The organism is Staphylococcus sp. EG-SA-10 (genome assembly GCF_017151945.1).
Taxonomy (GTDB): domain Bacteria; phylum Bacillota; class Bacilli; order Staphylococcales; family Staphylococcaceae; genus Staphylococcus; species Staphylococcus aureus.
In genome coordinates this window covers 76,298-101,111 of sequence record NZ_JACVZJ010000008.1, presented here as the reverse complement: position 1 = coordinate 101,111, position 24,814 = coordinate 76,298, and the positions used below count along the sequence as shown (strand labels likewise).

Below are 24,814 nucleotides of genomic sequence, written 5' to 3'. Positions count from 1 at the left end.
GACAAATGCTAGAGGCACAATTTTTTACTGATACTGGACAACATAGAGATAAGAATGAAGATGCGGGTGGTATTTTTTATAATCAAACTAATCAACAACTTTTAGTTCTGTGTGATGGTATGGGCGGCCATAAAGCAGGAGAAGTTGCAAGTAAATTTGTTACAGATGAGTTGAAATCCCGTTTTGAAGCGGAAAATCTTATAGAAGAACATCAAGCTGAAAATTGGTTGCGTAATAATATAAAAGATATAAATTTTCAGTTATATCACTATGCACAAGAAAATGCAGAATATAAAGGTATGGGTACAACATGTGTTTGTGCACTTGTTTTTGAAAAATCAGTTGTGATAGCAAATGTCGGTGATTCTAGAGCCTATGTTATTAATAGTCGACAAATTGAACAAATTACTAGTGATCACTCATTTGTTAATCATCTTGTTTTAACGGGTCAAATTACGCCGGAAGAAGCATTTACACATCCACAACGTAATATTATTACGAAGGTGATGGGCACAGATAAACGTGTGAGTCCAGATTTGTTTATTAAGCGATTAAATTTTTATGATTATTTATTATTAAATTCAGATGGATTAACTGATTATGTTAAAGACAATGAAATTAAGCGTTTGTTAGTAAAAGAAGGTACAATAGAAGATCATGGTGATCAATTAATGCAATTGGCATTAGATAACCATTCGAAAGATAACGTTACTTTCATACTCGCGGCTATTGAAGGTGATAAAGTATGATAGGTAAAATAATAAATGAACGATATAAAATTGTAGATAAGCTTGGCGGCGGTGGCATGAGTACCGTTTATCTTGCAGAAGATACGATACTTAACATTAAAGTTGCAATTAAGGCGATTTTTATACCACCTAGAGAAAAAGAAGAAACATTAAAACGTTTTGAACGAGAAGTACATAACTCATCACAGCTATCACATCAAAATATAGTAAGTATGATCGATGTTGATGAAGAAGATGACTGTTACTACTTAGTAATGGAATATATTGAAGGTCCGACTTTGTCTGAGTATATAGAAAGTCATGGGCCATTAAGTGTTGACACGGCGATTAATTTTACGAATCAAATATTGGATGGCATTAAACATGCACATGATATGCGTATTGTACATAGAGATATTAAGCCACAAAATATATTAATTGACAGCAATAAAACGTTGAAAATATTTGATTTTGGAATTGCTAAAGCTTTAAGTGAGACGTCTTTAACTCAGACTAATCATGTGTTAGGTACTGTGCAGTACTTTTCACCAGAACAAGCAAAAGGTGAGGCAACGGATGAATGTACAGATATTTATTCTATAGGTATTGTGTTATATGAAATGCTTGTTGGTGAACCACCATTTAATGGAGAAACTGCAGTTAGCATTGCGATTAAACATATTCAGGATTCTGTGCCAAATGTGACAACAGATGTACGTAAGGATATTCCGCAATCTTTAAGTAACGTCATTTTACGCGCTACAGAAAAAGACAAAGCGAATCGTTACAAAACAATTCAAGAAATGAAAGATGATTTGAGTAGTGTTTTACATGAAAATCGAGCGAATGAAGATGTCTATGAACTCGATAAAATGAAAACGATAGCGGTACCTTTGAAAAAAGAAGATCTAGCAAAGCATATTAGTGAACATAAGTCGAATCAACCTAAACGTGAAACGACGCAAGTACCTATTGTAAATGGGCCTGCTCATCATCAGCAGTTCCAAAAGCCAGAAGGTATGTTGTATGAAGCAAAACCTAAAAAGAAATCAACACGAAAGATTGTGCTCTTATCACTAATCTTTTCGTTGTTAATGATTGCACTTGTTTCTTTTGTGGCAATGGCAATGTTTGGTAATAAATACGAAGAGACACCTGATGTAATCGGGAAATCTGTAAAAGAAGCAGAGCAAATATTCAATAAAAACAATCTGAAATTAGGTAAAATTTCTAGAAGTTATAGTGATAAATATCCTGAAAATGAAATTATTAAGACAACTCCTAATACAGGTGAACGTGTTGAACGTGGTGACAGTGTTGATGTTGTTATATCAAAAGGCCCTGAAAAGGTTAAAATGCCAAATGTCATTGGTTTACCTAAGGAGCAAGCCTTGCAGAAATTAAAATCGTTAGGTCTTAAAGATGTTAAGATTGAAAAAGTATATAATAATCAAGCGCCAAAAGGATACATTGCAAATCAAAGTGTAACGGCAAATACTGAAATCGCTATTCATGATTCTAATATTAAACTATATGAATCTTTAGGCATTAAGCAAGTTTATGTAGAAGACTTTGAACATAAATCCTTTAGCAAAGCTAAAAAAGCCTTAGAAGAAAAAGGATTTAAAGTTGAAAGTAAAGAAGAGTATAGTGACGATATTGATGAGGGTGATGTAATTTCTCAATCTCCTAAAGGGAAATCAGTAGATGAGGGGTCAACGATTTCATTTGTTGTTTCTAAAGGTAAAAAAAGCGACTCATCAGATGTCAAAACGACAACTGAATCGGTAGATGTACCATACACTGGTAAAAATGATAAATCACAAAAAGTTAAAGTTTATATTAAAGATAAAGATAATGACGGTTCAACTGAAAAAGGTAGTTTCGACATTACTAGTGATCAACGTATAGACATTCCTTTAAGAATTGAAAAAGGAAAAACAGCAAGTTATATTGTTAAAGTAGACGGTAAAACTGTAGCTGAAAAAGAAGTCAGCTATGATGATATTTAAATATAATTGAAGTAAATGTACCGAGGTTTCTATTTAGAAGTCTCGGTATTTTTATATTGAGATTGCGGTAGTTTTAAAATGCTTCATGTCATCATATACAGGTGAGCATTGTCTATAAATTCTGTTTCACTCCCGCAATATTTATATCATTTGAAATGATCATTTATATATTAATTTTCCAGTCTTTGATATAATAAATGCAGTAAAATTAATCGAGAGGTGCCATTTTGAAGACAGGTCGAATAGTGAAATCAATTAGTGGGGTATATCAAGTAGACGTTAATGGCGAACGTTTCAATACAAAACCACGAGGATTATTTAGAAAGAAAAAATTTTCACCGGTAGTTGGTGATATAGTGGAATTTGATGTGCAAAACATTAACGAAGGCTATATTCATCAAGTGTATGAGCGGAAAAATGAGTTGAGAAGACCACCTGTAAGTAATATAGATACACTAGTAATTGTGATGAGTGCTGTCGAGCCAAATTTTTCAACGCAATTATTAGATCGATTTTTAGTTATTGCACATTCGTATCAGTTAAATGCGAGAGTTTTGGTGACTAAAAAAGATAAAACACCAATTGAAAAGCAGTTCGAAATTAATGAGTTGTTGAAAATATATGAAAATATTGGCTATGAGACTGAATTTATTGGAAATGATGATGATCGAAAAAAAATTATAGAAGCTTGGCCAGCTGGACTTATAGTACTTAGTGGTCAATCAGGTGTCGGTAAGTCCACTTTCTTAAATCATTATCGTCCAGAACTTAATCTTGAGACAAATGATATATCAAAATCATTAAATCGAGGAAAGCATACTACAAGACATGTCGAACTATTCGAACGTCAAAACGGTTATATTGCAGACACACCTGGATTCAGTGCTTTAGATTTTGATCATATAGATAAAGATGAAATAAAAGATTATTTTCTTGAATTAAATCGATATGGTGAAACATGTAAGTTTAGAAATTGTAATCATATCAAAGAACCTAATTGTAATGTTAAGCATCAATTAGAGATAGGGAATATTGCGCAATTTAGATACGACCATTATTTACAACTATTTAATGAAATTTCAAATAGAAAGGTTAGATATTAAATGACAAAACTATATCCATCATTATTATCTGTTGATTTTTTGGATTTACAACATGAATTAAAACGACTTGAAGAAGCAGGTGTCGACGGGGTTCATTTTGATGTTATGGATGGTCAATTTGTGCCTAATATATCTATTGGTTTACCAATATTAGATGCAGTAAGAAAAGGCACAACATTACCTATAGACGTACATTTGATGATTGAAAATCCAGAAAAGTATATTGCATCATTTGCAGAACATGGTGCCGATATGATTTCAATTCATGTCGAATCAACGCCTCATATCCATCGTGCTATTCAAATGATTAAACATTTAGATAAAAAAGCTGGTGTAGTAATTAATCCTGGTACACCAATATCACAAATTGAACCTATTTTAGACATTGTTGATTATGTACTGGTGATGACAGTTAACCCAGGGTTTGGTGGTCAATCATTTATTGATCAATGCGTAGAAAAAATAGCGGGTCTTAATGCTATTAAAATGGAACGTCAATTAAACTTTGATATTGAAGTTGATGGAGGCGTAAATACCGATACTGCGAAAGTATGTGTTGAAAATGGTGCTACAATGCTAGTAACAGGTTCATTTTTCTTTAAACAAGAGGATTATAAAAAAGTCACACAAGCATTGAAAGGTTGAGTGTATATGCATATAAATTTATTATGTTCTGATCGACACTTGCCGCAAGATATTTGGGCCAAAAGTAATGAAGGTAAATGGGGCGGCGTTGATAGAGGTGCTTTGATTTTATTGAAGCATCAAATTATCCCTTTTTTCTCAGTGGGAGACTTTGATTCAGTCAGTAAAGAAGAACGCCAACTTCTAACAGAACAGTTACAAATCAAACCTGTTCAAGCTGAAAAAGCTGATACGGATTTAGCTTTAGCGGTTGATAAAGCTGTTGCACTTGGATTTGATAGTATTACAATTTATGGTGCAACAGGCGGACGATTAGATCACTTTTTTGGGGCAATTCAGTTATTATTGAAAAAAGCATATTATAAACATGATGTTCATATAGAAGTTATCGATCAACAAAATAAAATTGAATTATTGCCTAAAGGTCAACATACAGTTGAAAAAGATAAGAGTTATCCGTACATTTCATTTATACCGATGACTGATGATGTAGAACTTTCTCTAGCAGGTTTTAAATATAATTTAGCTAGACAAATGCTTAATATAGGTTCTACTTTAACTATTTCAAATGAAATTGAGTCTTTGCAAGCGAAAGTAACTGTACACGATGGGTTGATTTTGCAAATTAGAAGTACAGATTTAAATTAAGTATATTCAAATTTATGAGGATTTTTAATAAAGTGCATGAGTAATTTAATAAAGTGACGTTTATAGATAGAATTTATAGCATAATAATAGATGAATCACGCTGTAATTAATGAAGATTATGGCGTGTTTTATTATTGAAAGGAAAATTGTAGGTCCTAGTACATTGATTTATGTGCCAAAATCGATATTGAACCCATAAGTCCAATTTGACAGAGAACCATTATTAAACGTTTTAACCAAATTATATTAGTATTTCGAATTTCACTATGAACCATTATGTATTGTTTTGTAACAAAAAAAAGAACTAAGAGGTTGAGCTCTTAGTTCTTAAGTAAATGCGTCCTCCACATAAGGTCACATTTTTTATGTGCAATATATTTATTAAACTCTAGTTACTTTACCAGATTTTAAAGCACGTGCAGAAACCCAAACTTTTTTAGGTTTACCGTCAACTAGGATTCTAACTTTTTGAAGGTTAGCGTTCCATCTACGTTTAGTAGAGTTTAAAGCGTGTGAACGTCTGTTACCAGTCGAAGCTTTACGACCTGTTACGAAACATTGTTTACCCATATGAGTACCTCCTTTAATAAATATAAATACACATAACTACTTATATACTTAACTAAGATAGCATAGTTTCATTTGAAAAACAATGAATAATTTTCACATAAAAGTCAAAAATACTGAGTTTTGTGATATAATTGTAGACTGTGAAGTTATGTAGTATGATATTTTAGAGAAATAAGTGAATGAAACATTTAAACTTTTTATTTAATGATACTACATCTATTAAAAGAAAACGCCTATAGATAATCGTCATGAGTGTAAATTCAGTTTACTCAAAATATAATAGGTGATTTAAGCGTAAGTCATTCTGATAAGTTGTACCATTGATATTTTATAAAAATAATCAATGAAACTTAAAGCGTTTATGACTACACTAAGTGGTAAAATTTTAAAAGTGATTAGGGAAAACGAATAATAAACTTTGAAATTTAGGAGGGACAAAGATATGACATTAGAGATTTCAAATGATTACGGTAAAATTGATATTTCAAACGAAGTGATTGCTTCGGTTGTAGGTGGAAAGGCCGTTGAATGTTATGGTATTGTAGGTATGGCATCTAGACAACAAGTTAGAGATGGTATTGCGGAAATACTAGGACATGAAAATTATGCTAAAGGCATCAAAGTAACTGAAAATAATGGCGTAGTGGATATAGATATGTACATTATTGTAAGTTACGGTGTGAAAATATCTGAAGTTGCCAATAATGTACAATCAACAGTGAAATATACTTTGGAAAAATCACTTAATGTATCAGTAAATTCAATCAATATATATGTACAAGGTGTACGTGTGAATAATACAGGCAAGAAAGCTTAGGAGGACAACTTGAAATGATTAGCAAAATTAATGGTAAATTATTTGCCGATATGATTATACAAGGGGCACAAAATTTATCTAACAATGCAGATTTGGTAGATTCTTTGAATGTGTATCCAGTGCCAGATGGTGATACAGGAACAAATATGAATCTTACTATGACTTCAGGTCGCGAAGAAGTAGAGAATAATTTGTCGAAAAATATCGGCGAATTAGGTAAAACATTCTCGAAAGGTTTACTAATGGGTGCAAGAGGTAACTCTGGTGTCATCTTGTCACAATTATTCAGAGGATTTTGTAAAAATATTGAAAGTGAATCTGAAATTAATTCAAAATTGTTAGCTGAAAGTTTTCAAGCTGGTGTTGAAACGGCATATAAAGCTGTTATGAAACCAGTTGAAGGTACAATACTTACAGTTGCAAAAGATGCTGCGCAAGCTGCAGTAGAAAAAGCAAATAATACTGAAGATTGTATAGAATTAATGGAGTACATTATTGTAAAAGCCAATGAATCACTTGAAAACACACCAAACTTATTAGCTGTACTTAAAGAAGTTGGTGTTGTTGATAGTGGTGGTAAAGGTTTGTTATGCGTTTACGAAGGATTCTTAAAAGCACTTAAAGGTGAAAAAGTTGAAGCCAAAGTTGCAAAGCTAGATAAAGATGAATTTGTACATGATGAACATGATTTCCATGGTGTAATTAATACTGAAGATATTATTTATGGCTATTGTACTGAAATGATGGTTCGTTTTGGAAAGAATAAAAAAGCCTTTGATGAACAAGAATTCAGGCAAGATATGAGTCAATTTGGTGATTCTTTATTAGTCATTAATGATGAAGAAATTGTGAAAGTTCACGTGCATACCGAAAACCCAGGTAAAGTGTTTAATTATGGTCAACAATATGGTGAATTAATTAAACTTAAGGTTGAAAATATGAGAGAACAGCATCGTGAAGTGATTCGAAAAGAGCAGCACACAGCTAAACCGAAAATGGAAACGGTTGAAACAGCAATTATTACTATTTCTATGGGTGAAGGTATTTCAGAGATATTTAAGTCAATGGGTGCCACACATATCATTAGTGGTGGACAAACGATGAATCCTTCTACAGAAGATATCGTTAAAGTCATTGAACAATCAAAATGTAAACGTGCAATTATTTTACCGAATAATAAAAATATCTTAATGGCAAGTGAACAAGCAGCGAGTATTGTTGATGCAGAAGCAGTTGTTATTCCAACGAAATCTATTCCTCAAGGTATAAGCGCACTATTCCAATATGATGTGGACGCAACACTTGAAGAAAATAAAGCGCAAATGGCTGATTCAGTAAATAACGTTAAATCTGGTTCATTAACGTACGCTGTTCGTGATACGAAAATTGATGGCGTTGAGATTAAAAAAGATGCGTTTATGGGCTTAATTGAAGATAAGATTGTAAGCAGCCAAAGTGATCAATTAACAACGGTTACTGAGTTGTTAATTGAGATGTTAGCAGAAGATAGTGAAATATTGACTGTGATTATTGGTCAAGATGCAGAGCAAGCAGTTACAGATAACATGATAAACTGGATCGAAGAGCAATATCCAGATGTAGAAGTGGAAGTTCATGAAGGTGGACAACCAATTTATCAATATTTCTTTTCAGTAGAATAAAAATTTAAAATAAAAAACTACCAATGATAAATCATCAGTTGGTAGTTTTTTATTTTGCTATTTTAGTGAGATAGCGGGTTAAAAGTATCATTCTCGAGTTGCTAACAATGTCATGTTCAACTTAGTCATGATAAAATAAATAACATACTAAATGATACGTAAAATCAAATAAAACATAGGTGATTTATTTTGGCGAAAGTAAACTTAATAGAAAGTCCATATTCTCTTTTACAATTAAAAGGTATAGGTCCTAAGAAAATAGAAGTATTGCAACAACTAAATATTCATACAGTGGAAGATCTTGTTCTTTATTTGCCAACCAGATATGAAGATAATACAGTGATTGATTTGAATCAAGCAGAAGATCAATCTAACGTTACGATAGAAGGACAAGTATATACAGCTCCAGTAGTTGCATTTTTTGGAAGAAATAAATCAAAATTAACTGTTCATTTAATGGTAAATAATATTGCTGTCAAATGTATTTTTTTCAATCAACCGTATTTAAAAAAGAAAATCGAATTAAATCAAACTATAACTGTTAAAGGTAAGTGGAATAGGGTTAGACAGGAAATTACTGGTAATAGGGTTTTCTTTAATTCACAAGGTACACAAACTCAAGAAAACGCAGATGTTCAATTAGAACCAGTCTATCGTATTAAGGAAGGTATTAAACAAAAGCAAATACGAGACCAAATTAGACAAGCATTAAATGATGTGACAATTCATGAATGGTTAACTGATGAACTAAGAGAAAAATATAAATTAGAGACCTTGGACTTTACTTTGAACACGTTACATCATCCTAAAAGTAAAGAGGATTTATTACGTGCTCGTAGAACCTATGCATTTACTGAACTGTTTTTATTCGAATTACGTATGCAATGGCTAAATAGATTAGAAAAGTCATCTGACGAAGCAATTGAAATTGATTATGACTTAGACCAAGTTAAATCATTTATTGATCGTTTACCTTTTGAACTAACTGAAGCACAGAAATCCAGTGTTAATGAAATTTTTAGAGATTTAAAAGCACCAATACGTATGCATCGATTACTTCAAGGTGATGTAGGTTCAGGAAAAACAGTAGTTGCTGCAATTTGTATGTATGCGTTAAAAACGGCTGGTTATCAATCAGCATTGATGGTACCAACTGAAATTTTAGCAGAGCAACATGCTGAAAGTTTAATTGCTTTATTTGGAGATTCTATGAACGTTGCGTTGTTAACTGGGTCAGTAAAAGGTAAGAAACGAAAGATACTTTTAGAACAACTTGAAAATGGTACGATTGATTGTTTAATTGGAACCCATGCATTGATTCAAGATGATGTGATTTTCCATAATGTTGGTTTAGTAATTACAGATGAACAACATCGATTTGGTGTGAATCAACGCCAGCTTTTAAGAGAAAAAGGTGCAATGACGAATGTGTTATTTATGACAGCAACCCCGATACCAAGAACACTAGCAATATCAGTTTTTGGTGAGATGGATGTGTCTTCAATTAAACAATTACCAAAAGGTCGTAAACCTATCATTACTACTTGGGCAAAGCATGAGCAATACGATAAAGTTTTGATGCAAATGACCTCAGAGTTGAAAAAAGGTCGTCAAGCATATGTCATTTGCCCACTTATAGAAAGTTCTGAGCATCTCGAAGACGTTCAAAATGTTGTCGCATTGTACGAGTCTTTACAACAGTATTATGGAGTTTCCCGTGTAGGATTATTGCATGGTAAGTTGTCTGCCGATGAAAAAGATGAAGTCATGCAAAAGTTTAGCAATCATGAGATAGATGTTTTAGTTTCTACTACTGTTGTTGAAGTAGGTGTTAATGTACCGAATGCAACTTTTATGATGATTTATGATGCGGATCGCTTTGGATTATCAACTTTACATCAGTTACGCGGTCGTGTGGGTAGAAGTGACCAGCAAAGTTACTGTGTTTTAATTGCATCTCCTAAAACAGAAACAGGAATTGAAAGAATGACAATTATGACACAAACAACGGATGGATTTGAATTGAGTGAACGAGACTTAGAAATGCGTGGTCCTGGAGATTTCTTTGGTGTTAAACAAAGTGGATTGCCAGATTTCTTAGTTGCCAATTTAGTTGAAGATTATCGTATGTTAGAAGTTGCTCGTGATGAAGCAGCTGAACTTATTCAATCTGGCGTATTCTTTGAAAATACGTATCAACATTTACGTCATTTTGTTGAAGAAAATTTATTACATCGCAGTTTTGACTAATTGCCATCCTGATTTGTCAATTTAAGTGCAACACTTCGTTAATTGAGTGATATGACACTTGAACTATTTAAATGTAAAGTGGTATTTTAAAAATTTATAAATTTTCGACTAAATAATAGCTAAATAATACAGTTATTTGTTGAGTCGGTTAAATAGAAAGTGTTATGATATGTGAGGAATGTTTAAGACTAGGTACTAAAAAATGAGGGGTGAGACGTTGAAACTAAAGAAAGATAAACGTAGAGAAGCAATTAGACAACAAATTGATAGCAATCCCTTCATCACAGACCATGAACTAAGCGACTTATTTCAAGTGAGTATACAAACAATTCGTTTAGATCGCACTTATTTAAACATACCAGAATTAAGGAAGCGTATTAAATTAGTTGCTGAAAAGAATTATGACCAAATAAGTTCTATTGAAGAACAAGAATTTATTGGTGATTTGATTCAAGTCAATCCAAATGTTAAAGCGCAATCAATTTTAGATATTACATCGGATTCTGTTTTTCATAAAACTGGAATTGCGCGTGGTCATGTGCTGTTTGCTCAGGCAAATTCATTATGTGTTGCGCTAATTAAGCAACCAACAGTTTTAACTCATGAGAGTAGCATTCAATTTATTGAAAAAGTAAAATTAAATGATACGGTAAGAGCAGAAGCACGAGTTGTAAATCAAACTGCAAAACATTATTACGTCGAAGTAAAGTCATATGTTAAACATACATTAGTTTTCAAAGGAAATTTTAAAATGTTTTATGATAAGCGAGGATAAAATTATGGTTAAATTAGCAATTGATATGATGGGTGGCGACAATGCGCCTGATATCGTATTAGAAGCCGTACAAAAGGCTGTTGAAGACTTTAAAGATCTAGAAATTATACTTTTCGGTGACGAAAAAAAGTATAAACTGAACCATGAACGAATCGAATTTAGACATTGTTCTGAAAAGATTGAAATGGAAGATGAGCCTGTTAGAGCGATTAAACGTAAAAAAGATAGTTCAATGGTAAAAATGGCTGAAGCTGTGGAATCTGGTGAGGCAGATGGATGTGTGTCAGCAGGAAATACTGGTGCTTTAATGTCAGCTGGTTTATTCATTGTTGGACGTATTAAAGGTGTAGCTAGACCGGCTTTAGTAGTAACATTGCCAACGATTGATGGAAAAGGTTTTGTCTTTTTAGACGTTGGTGCAAATGCAGATGCTAAACCTGAACACTTATTACAGTATGCGCAACTAGGGGATATTTATGCTCAAAAAATTAGAGGTATTGATAATCCGAAAATCTCATTATTAAATATAGGTACCGAGCCAGCTAAAGGTAATAGTTTAACGAAAAAATCATATGAGTTATTAAATCAAGATCATTCATTGAATTTTGTTGGGAATATTGAAGCGAAGACATTAATGGATGGCGATACAGATGTTGTAGTTACCGATGGCTATACTGGGAACATGGTCCTTAAAAATTTAGAAGGTACTGCAAAATCAATCGGTAAAATGTTAAAAGATACGATTATGAGTAGTACTAAAAATAAATTAGCAGGTGCAATATTGAAGAAAGATTTAGCCGAATTCGCTAAAAAGATGGATTACTCAGAATACGGTGGTTCCGTATTATTAGGATTGGAAGGTACCGTAGTTAAAGCACACGGTAGTTCAAATGCTAAAGCTTTTTATTCTGCAATTAGACAAGCGAAAATCGCAGGAGAGCAAAATATTGTACAAACAATGAAAGAGACTGTAGGTGAATCAAATGAGTAAAACAGCAATTATTTTTCCGGGACAAGGTGCCCAAAAAGTTGGTATGGCACAAGATTTATATAACAACAACGATCAAGCAACTGAAATTTTAACTTCAGCAGCAAACACGTTAGACTTTGATGTTTTAGAGACAATGTTTACTGATGAAGAAGGTAAATTAGGTGAAACTGAAAACACGCAACCAGCTTTATTGACGCATAGTTCGGCATTATTAGCAGCACTAAAAAATTTGAATCCCGATTTTACTATGGGGCATAGTTTAGGTGAATATTCAAGTTTAGTTGCAGCTGACGTATTATCATTTGAAGATGCAGTTAAAATTGTTAGAAAACGTGGTCAATTAATGGCGCAAGCATTTCCTACTGGTGTAGGAAGCATGGCTGCAGTATTGGGCTTAGATTTTGATAAAGTCAATGAAATTTGTAAGTCATTATCATCTGATGACAAAATAATTGAACCAGCAAACATTAATTGCCCAGGTCAAATTGTTGTTTCAGGTCACAAAGCTTTAATTGATGAGCTAGTAGAAAAAGGTAAATCATTAGGTGCAAAACGTGTCATGCCTTTAGCAGTATCTGGCCCATTCCATTCATCGCTAATGAAAGTGATTGAAGAAGATTTTTCAAGTTATATTAATCAATTTGAATGGCGTGATGCTAAGTTTCCTGTAGTTCAAAATGTAAATGCGCAAGGTGAAACTGACAAAGAAGTAATTAAATCTAATATGGTCAAACAATTATATTCACCAGTACAATTCATTAACTCAACAGAATGGCTAATAGACCAAGGTGTTGATCATTTTATTGAAATTGGTCCTGGAAAAGTTTTATCTGGCTTAATTAAAAAAATAAATAGAGATGTTAAGTTAACATCAATTCAAACTTTAGAAGATGTGAAAGGATGGAATGAAAATGACTAAGAGTGCTTTAGTAACAGGTGCATCAAGAGGAATTGGACGTAGTATTGCGTTACAATTAGCAGAAGAAGGATATAATGTAGCAGTAAACTATGCAGGCAGCAAAGAGAAAGCTGAAGCAGTAGTCGAAGAAATCAAAGCTAAAGGTGTTGACAGTTTTGCGATTCAAGCAAATGTTGCCGATGCAGATGACGTTAAAGCAATGATTAAAGAAGTAGTTAGCCAATTTGGTTCTTTAGATGTTTTAGTAAATAATGCAGGTATTACTCGCGATAATTTATTAATGCGTATGAAAGAACAAGAGTGGGATGATGTTATTGACACAAACTTAAAAGGTGTATTTAACTGTATCCAAAAAGCAACACCACAAATGTTAAGACAACGTAGTGGTGCTATCATCAATTTATCAAGTGTTGTTGGAGCAGTAGGTAATCCGGGACAAGCAAACTATGTTGCAACAAAAGCAGGTGTTATTGGTTTAACTAAATCTGCGGCGCGTGAATTAGCATCTCGTGGTATCACTGTAAATGCAGTTGCACCTGGTTTTATTGTTTCTGATATGACAGATGCTTTAAGTGATGAGCTTAAAGAACAAATGTTGACTCAAATTCCGTTAGCACGTTTTGGTCAAGACACAGATATTGCTAATACAGTAGCGTTCTTAGCATCAGACAAAGCAAAATATATTACAGGTCAAACAATCCATGTAAATGGTGGAATGTACATGTAATATATTTGAGCTAAAGCTCATTGACGCAGTGGTTGACTGGTCATCCAATGGAGAATTGCCTGACCTAGTCAACTTTGCGGGGGAAATTCTAAGCAACCAAGATAAGGTTCCAGAATTTCTCCCTAAGAAACAGTAATCAATAAATTGATAACTAATAAGCGGAACGCCTGAGCTAAAGCTCATGCATAAGAAACAGTAATCAATAAATTGATAACTGTTTCTAAAATTTCTACTTGTTTTTTAGAATTTAAAATGGGAAAATATAATAGTCTATGTATAGGCATTTTTAAAGGAGGTGAATCGACGTGGAAAATTTCGATAAAGTAAAAGATATCATCGTTGACCGTTTAGGTGTAGACGCTGATAAAGTAACTGAAGATGCATCTTTCAAAGATGATTTAGGCGCTGACTCACTTGATATCGCTGAATTAGTAATGGAATTAGAAGACGAGTTTGGTACTGAAATTCCTGATGAAGAAGCTGAAAAAATCAACACTGTTGGTGATGCTGTTAAATTTATTAACAGTCTTGAAAAATAATAAATCTTACATCTGGGTCGTCAGTATTGTCGACTCAGTTTTTTTCTTTAATTATCAATAGTTTTAACGTAAAATTAAAGATGATTCAAGAGCAACACATAAAGGAGATAAAATAATGTCTAAACAAAAGAAAAGTGAGATAGTTAATCGTTTTAGAAAGCGCTTTGATACTAAAATGACAGAGTTAGGCTTTACTTATCAAAATATTGATTTATACCAACAAGCATTTTCGCATTCGAGTTTTATTAATGATTTTAATATGAATCGTTTAGACCATAATGAGCGTTTAGAGTTTTTGGGTGATGCGGTATTAGAATTGACGGTTTCACGATATTTATTTGATAAACATCCCAACTTGCCAGAAGGGAATTTAACAAAAATGCGTGCCACTATTGTATGTGAGCCCTCACTTGTAATATTTGCGAATAAAATTGGATTGAACGAAATGATTTTACTTGGTAAAGGTGAAGAGAAAACAGGGGGACGTACAAGACCATCATTAATATCAGATGCATTCGAAGCATTTATTGGGGCATTGTATTTGGATCAAGGACTAGATATAGTTTGGAAATTTGCTGAGAAAGTCATTTTCCCACATGTAGAACAAAATGAGTTATTAGGCGTGGTAGATTTTAAAACACAATTCCAAGAATATGTGCACCAGCAAAATAAAGGTGATGTAACCTATAATTTAATAAAAGAAGAGGGACCGGCACATCATCGTCTATTCACTTCAGAAGTTATTCTGCAAGGGGAAGCAATAGCTGAAGGTAAAGGGAAAACGAAAAAAGAATCAGAACAACGTGCTGCTGAAAGTGCCTATAAGCAATTAAAGCAAATTAAATAGAAATTTATATGATACGACATATAGGTGTTCGATTTAGGATTTATGGAAGAATTTTTAATATTTTATGGAACAACCTCGAAATTTAATATACAAATACTAAAATATCGTATACGTATGTTCTTTAAAATTGTGATAAGGAGTTTAGGATGGTTTATTTAAAATCAATAGATGCCATTGGATTTAAGTCTTTTGCAGATCAAACCAATGTTCAATTCGATAAAGGTGTAACTGCAATTGTTGGTCCAAATGGAAGCGGTAAAAGTAATATTACAGATGCTATTAAATGGGTGTTGGGTGAACAATCGGCTAAATCATTACGTGGCTCAAAAATGGAAGATATTATCTTCTCAGGTGCAGAACATCGCAAAGCTCAAAATTATGCTGAAGTACAGTTAAGATTAGATAATCATTCTAAAAAGCTCAGTGTTGATGAAAACGAAGTTATTGTAACAAGAAGATTGTATCGAAGTGGTGAAAGTGAGTACTACATAAATAATGACCGTGCAAGATTAAAAGATATTGCCGATTTATTTTTAGATTCTGGATTGGGGAAAGAAGCATATAGCATTATCTCGCAAGGTAGAGTTGATGAAATACTAAATGCTAAACCAATTGATAGACGTCAAATTATTGAAGAATCGGCTGGTGTACTTAAATATAAAAAACGTAAAGCTGAATCATTAAATAAACTTGACCAAACAGAAGATAATTTAACGAGAGTAGAAGACATTTTATATGATTTGGAAGGTCGCGTAGAACCTCTAAAAGAGGAGGCAGCTATAGCTAAAGAATATAAGACACTTTCACACCAAATGAAACATAGTGACATTGTAGTTACAGTGCATGATATTGATCAATATACAAATGACAATAGACAATTAGATCAACGTTTAAATGATTTAAAAGGTCAACAAGCAAATAAAGAAGCTGACAAGCAACGTTTAAGCCAACAAATTCAACAATATAAAGGTAAACGTCATCAACTTGATAATGATGTTGAATCGCTAAATTATCAATTAGTAAAAGCTACGGAAGCCTTTGAAAAATATACGGGACAATTAAATGTTTTAGAAGAACGTAAGAAGAATCAATCTGAAACAAATGCACGATATGAAGAAGAACAAGAAAATTTAATTGAGCTTCTAGAAAATATATCAAATGAAATTTCTGAAGCTCAAGATACTTATAAGTCTCTGAAAAGTAAACAAAAAGAACTCAACGCTGTCATTCGTGAATTAGAAGAACAACTATATGTTTCAGACGAAGCACACGATGAAAAATTGGAAGAAATTAAAAACGAATACTATACATTAATGTCAGAGCAATCAGATGTTAACAATGATATTCGTTTTTTAAAGCATACTATAGAAGAGAATGAGGCTAAAAAATCAAGACTAGATTCTCGATTAGTTGAAGTCTTTGAGCAATTGAAAGATATTCAGGGTCAAATAAAAAAGACTAAAAAAGAATATCAACAGACCAACAAAGAACTTTCTGCTGTAGATAAAGAAATTAAAAATATAGAAAAAGACCTCACTGATACAAAAAAAGCACAAAACGAATACGAAGAGAAATTATATCAAGCATATCGATATACCGAAAAAATGAAAACACGTATTGATAGTTTGGCAACGCAAGAGGAAGAATATACTTATTTTTTCAATGGCGTCAAACATATTTTGAAAGCTAAAAATAAAGAATTAAAGGGTATTCATGGTGCAGTTGCGGAAATTATTGATGTGCCATCTAAATTAACTCAGGCAATTGAAACAGCATTAGGTGCTTCATTACAACATGTCATTGTAGATTCAGAAAAAGATGGACGCCAGGCTATTCAATTTTTAAAAGAACGTAATTTAGGTCGTGCGACGTTTTTACCATTAAATGTTATACAGAGTAGAGTGGTAGCGACTGATATTAAGTCTATTGCTAAAGAGGCAAACGGATTTATTAGTATTGCTTCGGAAGCAGTTAAAGTAGCACCAGAATATCAAAATATTATCGGGAATTTATTAGGTAATACGATTATCGTTGATCATTTAAAGCATGCAAATGAATTGGCACGTGCGATTAAATATCGAACTCGTATTGTTACTTTGGAAGGTGATATTGTAAATCCTGGTGGTTCTATGACTGGTGGTGGCGCTCGTAAGTCAAAAAGTATTCTGTCTCAAAAAGACGAGTTGACAACAATGAGACACCAATTAGAAGATTACTTGCGTCAAACAGAATCATTTGAACAACAATTTAAAGAGTTGAAGATAAAAAGTGATCAATTAAGTGAACTGTATTTTGAAAAAAGTCAAAAGCATAATACACTTAAAGAGCAAGTGCATCATTTTGAAATGGAGCTCGATAGATTAACTACACAAGAAACACAAATAAAAAATGATCATGAAGAATTCGAATTTGAAAAAAATGATGGTTATACGAGTGACAAAAGTCGACAAACTTTGAGTGAAAAAGAAACTCATTTAGAAAGTATTAAAGCATCTTTAAAACGACTAGAAGATGAAATTGAACGCTACACAAAACTTTCTAAAGAAGGTAAGGAAAGCGTAACTAAAACACAACAAACGTTACATCAGAAACAATCTGATCTTGCTGTGGTTAAAGAGCGTATTAAAACACAACAACAGACAATAGATCGATTAAATAATCAAAGTCAACAAACCAAACATCAATTAAATGATGTTAAAGAAAAAATTGCATTCTTTAATTCGGATGAAGTGATGGGCGAACAAGCTTTTCAAAATATTAAAGATCAAATTAATGGTCAACAAGAAACGAGAACACGCTTATCTGATGAATTAGATAAATTGAAACAACAACGTATTGAGTTGAATGAACAAATCGATGCGCAAGAAGCTACACTACAAGTTTGTCACCAAGATATTTTAGCTATCGAAAATCACTACCAAGATATTAAAGCTGAACAATCAAAACTAGATGTATTAATTCATCATGCGATAGATCATTTAAATGATGAATATCAATTGACTGTTGAACGTGCAAAAACTGAATATACGAGTGATGAATCGATTGACGCATTACGTAAAAAAGTTAAATTAATGAAGATGTCGATTGATGAACTAGGTCCTGTAAACTTAAATGCAATTGAACAATTTGAAGAGTTAAATGAACGTTATACATTTTTAAGTGAGCAACGTACAGATCTTCGTAAAGCTAAAGAAACATTAGAGCAAATTATAAGTGAAATGGATCAAGAGGTTACTGAAAGATTTAAAGAAACTTTCCATGCTATTCAAGGACATTTTACAGCTGTGTTCAAACAATTGTTTGGTGGAGGCGATGCAGAATTGCAATTAACTGAAGCCGATTATTTAACAGCTGGTATTGATATTGTGGTACAACCACCGGGTAAAAAGTTGCAACATTTATCGTTACTAAGTGGTGGTGAGCGTGCATTAACTGCTATTGCTTTACTATTTGCAATTTTAAAAGTAAGATCTGCACCTTTTGTTATATTAGATGAGGTTGAAGCTGCATTAGATGAAGCGAATGTTATTAGATACGCAAAATATTTAAATGAGTTATCAGACGAAACACAATTCATTGTTATTACACACCGTAAAGGAACAATGGAATTTGCAGATAGGTTATACGGTGTAACAATGCAAGAATCAGGTGTTACTAAACTTGTGAGTGTGAATTTAAATACAATAGATGATGTGTTGAAGGAGGAGCAATAATGAGCTTTTTTAAACGCTTAAAAGATAAGTTTGCAACAAATAAAGAAAATGAAGAAGTTAAATCCTTAACAGAAGAACAAGGTCAAGACAAATTAGAAGATACACATTCTGAAGGTTCAACGCAGGACGTAAATGATTTAGCAGAAAATGCTGAAGTGAAAAAGAAGCCACGCAAGTTGAGTGAAGCGGATTTTGATGACGATGGCTTAATATCAATTGAAGATTTTGAAGAAATTGAAGCTCAAAAAATGGGTGCTAAATTTAAAGCAGGACTCGAAAAATCTCGTCAAAATTTCCAAGAACAATTAAATAATTTGATAGCGAGATATCGTAAAGTAGATGAAGACTTTTTTGAAGCTTTAGAAGAAATGTTAATCACTGCAGACGTCGGTTTTAATACAGTGATGACGTTAACTGAAGAATTACGTATGGAAGCACAACGACGTAATATTCAAGATACTGAAGATTTGCGTGAAGTCATTGTTGAAAAAATCGTAGAGATTTACCATCAAGAAGATGATAATTCAGAAGCTATGAACATAGAAGATGGTCGTTTAAATGTCATTTTAATGGTTGGTGTGAATGGTGTTGGTAAAACAACAACAATTGGAAAATTAGCTTACCGATATAAAATGGAAGGTAAAAAAGTAATGTTAGCTGCGGGCGATACTTTTAGAGCGGGTGCTATTGATCAATTGAAAGTTTGGGGCGAACGTGTTGGTGTAGATGTAATTAGCCAAAGTGAAGGTTCTGATCCAGCTGCTGTTATGTATGATGCGATTAATGCCGCTAAAAACAAAGGTGTTGATATTTTAATCTGTGATACCGCTGGACGTTTACAAAATAAAACAAATCTAATGCAAGAATTAGAAAAAGTTAAGCGTGTAATTAATCGAGCAGTGCCAGATGCGCCTCATGAAGCATTACTATGTTTAGATGCTACAACTGGTCAGAATGCGTTGTCACAAGCTAGAAACTTTAAAGAAGTAACAAATGTTACAGGTATTGTATTAACGAAATTAGATGGTACAGCCAAAGGTGGTATCGTATTAGCCATTCGTAATGAATTGCACATTCCAGTTAAATATGTAGGTTTAGGTGAGCAATTAGATGACTTACAACCATTTAACCCTGAAAGTTATGTCTACGGCTTATTCGCTGATATGATTGAACAAAATGAAGAAATAACAACAGTTGAAAATGATCAAATTGTAACAGAAGAAAAGGACGATAATCATGGGACAAAATGATTTAGTTAAAACGTTACGAATGAATTATTTGTTTGATTTTTATCAATCCTTATTGACGAATAAACAACGTAATTATTTGGAATTATTTTATCTCGAAGATTATTCTTTAAGTGAAATCGCAGATACTTTTAATGTGAGTAGACAAGCAGTTTATGATAATATAAGAAGAACTGGCGATTTAGTTGAAGATTATGAAAAGAAATTGGAATTATACCAGAAATTTGAGCAACGCCGAGAAATATATGATGAAATGAAACAACATTTAAGTAATCCAGAACAAATACAACGTTATATTCAACAATTAGAAGACTTAGAATAGATATAAATTGAGGGAGGACATCGATATGGCATTTGAAGGCTTATCAGAACGCCTGCAAGCGACGATGCAAAAAATGCGTGGTAAGGCTAAACTTACTGAAGCTGATATAAAGATAATGATGCGTGAAGTAAGATTAGCGTTACTTGAGGCTGACGTAAACTTTAAAGTGGTAAAAGAATTTATTAAAACAGTATCAGAACGCGCATTAGGTTCCGATGTAATGCAATCATTAACACCAGGGCAACAAGTTATTAAAATAGTTCAAGATGAATTAACGAAGTTGATGGGTGGAGAAAATACATCGATTAATATGTCAAATAAACCACCTACTGTTGTTATGATGGTTGGTTTACAAGGTGCTGGTAAAACAACAACTGCAGGTAAATTAGCATTATTGATGCGTAAAAAATACAACAAAAAACCTATGTTAGTTGCAGCAGATATTTATCGTCCAGCAGCGATAAATCAATTACAAACAGTAGGGAAACAAATTGATATTCCTGTATACAGTGAAGGAGATCAAGTAAAGCCACAACAAATTGTAACTAATGCATTAAAACATGCTAAAGAAGAACATTTAGACTTTGTAATCATTGATACAGCAGGTCGATTACACATCGATGAAGCATTGATGAACGAATTAAAAGAAGTAAAAGACATTGCTAAACCAAACGAAATTATGTTAGTTGTCGATTCAATGACGGGTCAAGATGCTGTCAATGTTGCAGAATCTTTTGACGATCAACTTGATGTCACAGGTGTTACCTTAACTAAATTAGATGGTGATACACGTGGTGGTGCAGCTTTATCTATTCGTTCGGTGACACAAAAACCAATTAAATTTGTTGGTATGAGTGAAAAGTTAGATGGTTTAGAGCTATTCCATCCTGAACGTATGGCATCACGTATTTTAGGTATGGGTGATGTGTTAAGTTTAATTGAAAAAGCGCAACAAGATGTGGATCAAGAAAAAGCAAAAGATTTAGAGAAAAAGATGCGTGAGTCATCATTTACTTTAGATGATTTTTTAGAACAACTTGATCAGGTGAAAAATTTAGGACCACTGGATGATATTATGAAAATGATTCCAGGTATGAATAAAATGAAAGGTCTAGATAAGCTTAATATGAGTGAAAAGCAAATTGATCATATTAAAGCGATTATCCAGTCAATGACGCCGGCTGAAAGAAACAATCCAGACACATTGAATGTATCACGTAAAAAGCGTATTGCTAAAGGTTCTGGTCGTTCATTACAAGAAGTCAATCGTTTGATGAAACAATTTAACGATATGAAGAAAATGATGAAACAATTCACTGGTGGCGGTAAAGGTAAAAAAGGTAAACGCAATCAAATGCAAAATATGTTAAAAGGTATGAATTTACCGTTTTAATTATTAATATAAACACCAATCTTTATTTCAACTTAAGGTTGGTGTTTTTGCATTAATAATATTGTAATTAAAGTTATTTAGAGGGACATGTACAGTTGTAGTAGTACCGTTCATGTGAATATAATGTTTAATTATATCATTTTGTATAACTTGGTAGTAAATGCATTCAGGAAAAGTATTAAGCGTTTCATCGAGCTAATTTAATTTTTCTAGATTTTGGGATAAAATATTCAATAAATTTCTAGGTAAAGAAAAAACTCTTTACAAACATTCATACACCTGTTAATATTATTTCTTGTAGAAAATAAAAATTAAAACATGACTTAAAGGAGATTTTATAAATGGCAGTTAAAATTCGTTTAACACGTTTAGGTTCAAAAAGAAATCCATTCTATCGTATCGTAGTAGCAGATGCTCGTTCTCCACGTGACGGACGTATCATCGAACAAATCGGTACTTATAACCCAACGAGCGCTAATGCTCCAGAAATTAAAGTTGACGAAGCGTTAGCTTTAAAATGGTTAAATGATGGTGCGAAACCAACTGATACAGTTCACAATATCTTATCAAAAGAAGGTATTATGAAAAAATTTGACGAACAAAAGAAAGCTAAGTAATTTAGCGTAAAATTGTTCTAACAATAAGAATAACTCGTTTACACTGACAGTTATTACTCAATGATACGTTGGGAATATCACATGTTAGTAATATAGAACGTATTGGGTACCATAATGGTGCCCTTTTTCTTTGAATTATTTTCAATTAAAATAGAAGTGTTCAAAGCATAGAGTTGGAGGTAATAGAATGAGAGTTGAAGTTGGTCAAATTGTTAACACACATGGTATTAAAGGTGAAATTAAAGTAAAATCCAATTCAGACTTTACAGACGTTCGTTTTCAACCCGGTCAAGTGCTGACAGTTGTGCATAACAATAACGACCTTGAATATACTGTTAAGTCACATAGAGTGCATAAAGGGCTTCATATGCTCACATTTGAAGGTATTAATAATATTAATGATATTGAGTATTTAAAAGGGAGTTCTATTTATCAAGAGCGTGACCATGAAGATATCGTACTTGAGGAAAATGAATTTTATTATTCAGATATTATAGGTTGTACAGTTTTTGATGATCAAGAAACACCAATAGGTCGTGTAATTAATATATTTGAAACAGGTGCGAATGATGTGTGGGTGATTAAAGGGTCTAAAGAATATTTGATTCCTTATATTGCTGATGTTGTAAAAGAAGTGGATATTGAAAATAAAAAAATTATCATCACGCCAATGGAAGGATTGTTGGATTAATGAAAATTGATTATTTAACTTTATTTCCTGAAATGTTTGATGGTGTTTTAAATCATTCAATTATGAAACGAGCCCAAGAAAACAATAAATTACAAATCAATACGGTTAATTTTAGAGATTATGCAATTAACAAGCACAACCAAGTAGATGATTATCCGTATGGTGGCGGACAAGGTATGGTGTTAAAGCCTGAACCTGTTTTTAATGCGATGGAAGACTTAGATGTCACAGAACAAACACGCGTTATTTTAATGTGTCCACAAGGCGAGCCATTTTCACATCAGAAAGCTGTTGAATTAAGCAAGGCTGACCACATCGTTTTCATATGCGGACATTATGAAGGTTACGATGAACGTATCCGAACACATCTTGTCACAGATGAAATATCAATGGGTGACTATGTTTTAACAGGTGGAGAATTGCCAGCGATGACCATGACTGATGCTATTGTTAGACTGATTCCAGGTGTTTTAGGTAATGAACAGTCACATCAAGACGATTCATTTTCAGATGGGTTATTAGAGTTTCCGCAATATACACGTCCGCGTGAATTTAAGGGTCTAACAGTTCCAGATGTTTTATTGTCTGGAAATCATGCCAATATTGATGCATGGAGACATGAGCAAAAGTTGATCCGCACATATAATAAAAGACCTGACTTAATTGAAAAATATCCATTAACTAATGCAGATAAGCAAATATTAGAAAGATATAAAATAGGATTGAAAAAAGGTTAGTGTTGTGCTAACATAATCTGAGTGTGGAAACACAAAAATCACTATGATCCGCTGCTATATATTTGTCGAGGCAAGAACATAGGTTGAAGAGGAGAATTTATAATGACAAATCACAAATTAATCGAAGCAGTAACTAAATCACAATTACGTACAGACTTACCAAGTTTCCGTCCTGGCGATACTTTACGTGTACACGTACGTATCATTGAGGGTACTCGTGAGCGTATCCAAGTATTCGAAGGCGTTGTAATTAAACGTCGTGGCGGTGGCGTTTCTGAAACGTTTACAGTTCGTAAAATTTCATCAGGTGTTGGCGTGGAACGTACATTCCCATTACACACACCAAAAATTGAAAAAATCGAAGTTAAACGTCGTGGTAAAGTACGTCGTGCTAAATTATATTACTTACGTAGTTTACGTGGTAAAGCTGCTAGAATCCAAGAAATTCGTTAATCAGCATTTAAACAAAGTTATGTATGAGTCAAATTCGACTCAAACAACAAAGCCATCTAGGTCACTTTTATGGAGTGATATAGATGGCTTTTTTGCTGTTTAGTTAATGTAAAGTTGATAATGTAATTGTTTTTCCCTTCTTTATTCATAACGTGTTTGCTCAAAATGGTTATATAAACATGAGGCTGGGACATTAATCAATGTTCTATGCTCTACGAAGTTATATTGGCAGTAGTTGACTGAACGAAAATGCGCTTGTAACAAGCTTTTTTCAATTCTAGTCAGGGGCCCCAACACAGAAGCTGACGAAAAGTCAGCTTACAATAATGTGCAAGTTGGGGTGTGGGCCCCAACATAGAGAATTTCGAAATGAAATTCTACAGGCAATGCGAGTTGGGGGGGCGGGGCC

23 protein-coding genes are annotated in these 24,814 nt (G+C 33.1%); 22 read left to right on the top strand and 1 reads right to left on the bottom strand.

The genetic code is table 11. The features are described from left to right. Positions 1–5: 5 nt before the first annotated feature. From IDG45_RS08315 to IDG45_RS08295, 5 genes are all read left to right on the top strand, one after another. Positions 6–749 (top strand): protein-serine/threonine phosphatase Stp1, encoded by a 744-nt coding sequence (locus IDG45_RS08315; RefSeq protein WP_000888486.1) that lies wholly within the window; start codon positions 6–8, stop codon positions 747–749. Further along, entirely contained in the window at positions 746–2,740 is a 1,995-nt protein-coding gene (gene pknB, locus IDG45_RS08310) for a serine/threonine protein kinase Stk1 (protein WP_000579550.1), read from the top strand. Before IDG45_RS08315 ends, pknB begins: the two co-directional genes overlap by 4 nt. A 227-nt stretch (positions 2,741–2,967) precedes the next feature. Beyond that, positions 2,968–3,843 carry a ribosome small subunit-dependent GTPase A gene (gene rsgA, locus IDG45_RS08305; RefSeq protein ID WP_000847930.1) on the top strand — a complete coding sequence of 292 codons (876 nt, stop codon included), beginning with the start codon at positions 2,968–2,970 and terminating at the stop codon, positions 3,841–3,843. Next, on the top strand, positions 3,844–4,488 hold the full coding sequence (gene rpe / locus IDG45_RS08300) for a ribulose-phosphate 3-epimerase (RefSeq protein WP_000164332.1): 645 nt from the start codon (positions 3,844–3,846) through the stop codon (positions 4,486–4,488). 6 nt (positions 4,489–4,494) lie between these two features. Next, positions 4,495–5,136, top strand: coding sequence for a thiamine diphosphokinase (locus tag IDG45_RS08295; RefSeq protein WP_000547905.1), 642 nt, complete (start codon positions 4,495–4,497; stop codon positions 5,134–5,136). A gap of 381 nt (positions 5,137–5,517) precedes the next feature. Here IDG45_RS08295 and rpmB read toward each other — a convergent pair whose 3' ends face one another. Next, positions 5,518–5,706, bottom strand: coding sequence for a 50S ribosomal protein L28 (gene rpmB, locus IDG45_RS08290; protein ID WP_000517908.1), 189 nt, complete (start codon positions 5,704–5,706; stop codon positions 5,518–5,520). A 442-nt stretch (positions 5,707–6,148) separates the two neighbouring features. Here rpmB and IDG45_RS08285 point away from each other — a divergent pair, with 442 nt between their 5' ends. From IDG45_RS08285 to rplS, 17 genes are all read left to right on the top strand, one after another. After that, entirely contained in the window at positions 6,149–6,523 is a 375-nt protein-coding gene (locus IDG45_RS08285; protein ID WP_000171418.1) for an Asp23/Gls24 family envelope stress response protein, read from the top strand. Between the two features lie 14 nt (positions 6,524–6,537). Beyond that, positions 6,538–8,184: a fatty acid kinase catalytic subunit FakA gene (fakA, locus tag IDG45_RS08280; protein ID WP_000623911.1), complete on the top strand. Its 1,647-nt coding sequence runs from the start codon at positions 6,538–6,540 to the stop codon at positions 8,182–8,184. 189 nt (positions 8,185–8,373) lie between these two features. Next, complete coding sequence (gene recG / locus IDG45_RS08275; RefSeq protein ID WP_047213386.1) at positions 8,374–10,434, top strand: ATP-dependent DNA helicase RecG; 2,061 nt, start codon at positions 8,374–8,376, stop codon at positions 10,432–10,434. A 202-nt stretch (positions 10,435–10,636) separates the two neighbouring features. Further along, positions 10,637–11,209, top strand: a complete 573-nt coding sequence (fapR, locus tag IDG45_RS08270; protein ID WP_001548538.1) for a transcription factor FapR — start codon at positions 10,637–10,639, stop codon at positions 11,207–11,209. 4 nt (positions 11,210–11,213) lie between these two features. After that, entirely contained in the window at positions 11,214–12,200 is a 987-nt protein-coding gene (gene plsX, locus IDG45_RS08265; protein WP_168784219.1) for a phosphate acyltransferase PlsX, read from the top strand. Further along, on the top strand, positions 12,193–13,119 hold the full coding sequence (gene fabD, locus IDG45_RS08260) for an ACP S-malonyltransferase (RefSeq protein WP_000047362.1): 927 nt from the start codon (positions 12,193–12,195) through the stop codon (positions 13,117–13,119). The genes plsX and fabD overlap by 8 nt, the downstream gene beginning before the upstream one ends. Continuing rightward, positions 13,112–13,846, top strand: a complete 735-nt coding sequence (gene fabG / locus IDG45_RS08255) for a 3-oxoacyl-[acyl-carrier-protein] reductase (RefSeq protein WP_000167264.1) — start codon at positions 13,112–13,114, stop codon at positions 13,844–13,846. The genes fabD and fabG overlap by 8 nt, the downstream gene beginning before the upstream one ends. Positions 13,847–14,151: 305 nt before the next feature. Next, on the top strand, positions 14,152–14,385 hold the full coding sequence (locus tag IDG45_RS08250) for an acyl carrier protein (RefSeq protein ID WP_000426914.1): 234 nt from the start codon (positions 14,152–14,154) through the stop codon (positions 14,383–14,385). 115 nt (positions 14,386–14,500) lie between these two features. Next, positions 14,501–15,232 (top strand): ribonuclease III, encoded by a 732-nt coding sequence (gene rnc, locus IDG45_RS08245; protein WP_000043237.1) that lies wholly within the window; start codon positions 14,501–14,503, stop codon positions 15,230–15,232. A gap of 146 nt (positions 15,233–15,378) precedes the next feature. Beyond that, positions 15,379–18,945 carry a chromosome segregation protein SMC gene (smc, locus tag IDG45_RS08240; RefSeq protein ID WP_042908088.1) on the top strand — a complete coding sequence of 1,189 codons (3,567 nt, stop codon included), beginning with the start codon at positions 15,379–15,381 and terminating at the stop codon, positions 18,943–18,945. After that, positions 18,945–20,195: a signal recognition particle-docking protein FtsY gene (gene ftsY / locus IDG45_RS08235; RefSeq protein WP_000007684.1), complete on the top strand. Its 1,251-nt coding sequence runs from the start codon at positions 18,945–18,947 to the stop codon at positions 20,193–20,195. The genes smc and ftsY overlap by 1 nt, the downstream gene beginning before the upstream one ends. Next, on the top strand, positions 20,182–20,514 hold the full coding sequence (locus IDG45_RS08230) for a putative DNA-binding protein (RefSeq protein WP_000531320.1): 333 nt from the start codon (positions 20,182–20,184) through the stop codon (positions 20,512–20,514). Before ftsY ends, IDG45_RS08230 begins: the two co-directional genes overlap by 14 nt. Before the next feature lie 25 nt (positions 20,515–20,539). Continuing rightward, on the top strand, positions 20,540–21,907 hold the full coding sequence (gene ffh / locus IDG45_RS08225) for a signal recognition particle protein (protein WP_000863467.1): 1,368 nt from the start codon (positions 20,540–20,542) through the stop codon (positions 21,905–21,907). Between the two features lie 341 nt (positions 21,908–22,248). Next, positions 22,249–22,524, top strand: coding sequence for a 30S ribosomal protein S16 (gene rpsP, locus IDG45_RS08220; protein ID WP_000268754.1), 276 nt, complete (start codon positions 22,249–22,251; stop codon positions 22,522–22,524). A 187-nt stretch (positions 22,525–22,711) separates the two neighbouring features. Beyond that, the gene (gene rimM, locus IDG45_RS08215) at positions 22,712–23,215 is read left to right on the top strand and encodes a ribosome maturation factor RimM (RefSeq protein ID WP_001261992.1); all 504 of its coding nucleotides are present in this window, start codon (positions 22,712–22,714) and stop codon (positions 23,213–23,215) included. Continuing rightward, positions 23,215–23,952 carry a tRNA (guanosine(37)-N1)-methyltransferase TrmD gene (gene trmD / locus IDG45_RS08210; protein WP_000687328.1) on the top strand — a complete coding sequence of 246 codons (738 nt, stop codon included), beginning with the start codon at positions 23,215–23,217 and terminating at the stop codon, positions 23,950–23,952. The genes rimM and trmD overlap by 1 nt, the downstream gene beginning before the upstream one ends. 102 nt (positions 23,953–24,054) lie before the next feature. Next, on the top strand, positions 24,055–24,405 hold the full coding sequence (rplS, locus tag IDG45_RS08205) for a 50S ribosomal protein L19 (RefSeq protein ID WP_000181404.1): 351 nt from the start codon (positions 24,055–24,057) through the stop codon (positions 24,403–24,405). The last annotated feature ends 409 nt before the right edge of the window (positions 24,406–24,814 follow it).

What these genes read in the sequence shown, in the direction of transcription:
- IDG45_RS08315 (WP_000888486.1), top strand. Translation starts at nt 6, where the DNA reads ATGCTAGAGGCACAATTTTTTACTGATACTGGACAACATAGAGATAAG.
- pknB (WP_000579550.1), top strand. Translation starts at nt 746, where the DNA reads ATGATAGGTAAAATAATAAATGAACGATATAAAATTGTAGATAAGCTT.
- rpe (WP_000164332.1), top strand. Translation starts at nt 3,844, where the DNA reads ATGACAAAACTATATCCATCATTATTATCTGTTGATTTTTTGGATTTA.
- IDG45_RS08295 (WP_000547905.1), top strand. Translation starts at nt 4,495, where the DNA reads ATGCATATAAATTTATTATGTTCTGATCGACACTTGCCGCAAGATATT.
- rpmB (WP_000517908.1), bottom strand. Translation starts at nt 5,706, where the DNA reads ATGGGTAAACAATGTTTCGTAACAGGTCGTAAAGCTTCGACTGGTAAC.
- IDG45_RS08285 (WP_000171418.1), top strand. Translation starts at nt 6,149, where the DNA reads ATGACATTAGAGATTTCAAATGATTACGGTAAAATTGATATTTCAAAC.
- fakA (WP_000623911.1), top strand. Translation starts at nt 6,538, where the DNA reads ATGATTAGCAAAATTAATGGTAAATTATTTGCCGATATGATTATACAA.
- fapR (WP_001548538.1), top strand. Translation starts at nt 10,637, where the DNA reads ATGAGGGGTGAGACGTTGAAACTAAAGAAAGATAAACGTAGAGAAGCA.
- plsX (WP_168784219.1), top strand. Translation starts at nt 11,214, where the DNA reads ATGGTTAAATTAGCAATTGATATGATGGGTGGCGACAATGCGCCTGAT.
- fabD (WP_000047362.1), top strand. Translation starts at nt 12,193, where the DNA reads ATGAGTAAAACAGCAATTATTTTTCCGGGACAAGGTGCCCAAAAAGTT.
- fabG (WP_000167264.1), top strand. Translation starts at nt 13,112, where the DNA reads ATGACTAAGAGTGCTTTAGTAACAGGTGCATCAAGAGGAATTGGACGT.
- rnc (WP_000043237.1), top strand. Translation starts at nt 14,501, where the DNA reads ATGTCTAAACAAAAGAAAAGTGAGATAGTTAATCGTTTTAGAAAGCGC.
- smc (WP_042908088.1), top strand. Translation starts at nt 15,379, where the DNA reads ATGGTTTATTTAAAATCAATAGATGCCATTGGATTTAAGTCTTTTGCA.
- ftsY (WP_000007684.1), top strand. Translation starts at nt 18,945, where the DNA reads ATGAGCTTTTTTAAACGCTTAAAAGATAAGTTTGCAACAAATAAAGAA.
- IDG45_RS08230 (WP_000531320.1), top strand. Translation starts at nt 20,182, where the DNA reads ATGGGACAAAATGATTTAGTTAAAACGTTACGAATGAATTATTTGTTT.
- ffh (WP_000863467.1), top strand. Translation starts at nt 20,540, where the DNA reads ATGGCATTTGAAGGCTTATCAGAACGCCTGCAAGCGACGATGCAAAAA.
- rpsP (WP_000268754.1), top strand. Translation starts at nt 22,249, where the DNA reads ATGGCAGTTAAAATTCGTTTAACACGTTTAGGTTCAAAAAGAAATCCA.
- rimM (WP_001261992.1), top strand. Translation starts at nt 22,712, where the DNA reads ATGAGAGTTGAAGTTGGTCAAATTGTTAACACACATGGTATTAAAGGT.
- trmD (WP_000687328.1), top strand. Translation starts at nt 23,215, where the DNA reads ATGAAAATTGATTATTTAACTTTATTTCCTGAAATGTTTGATGGTGTT.
- rplS (WP_000181404.1), top strand. Translation starts at nt 24,055, where the DNA reads ATGACAAATCACAAATTAATCGAAGCAGTAACTAAATCACAATTACGT.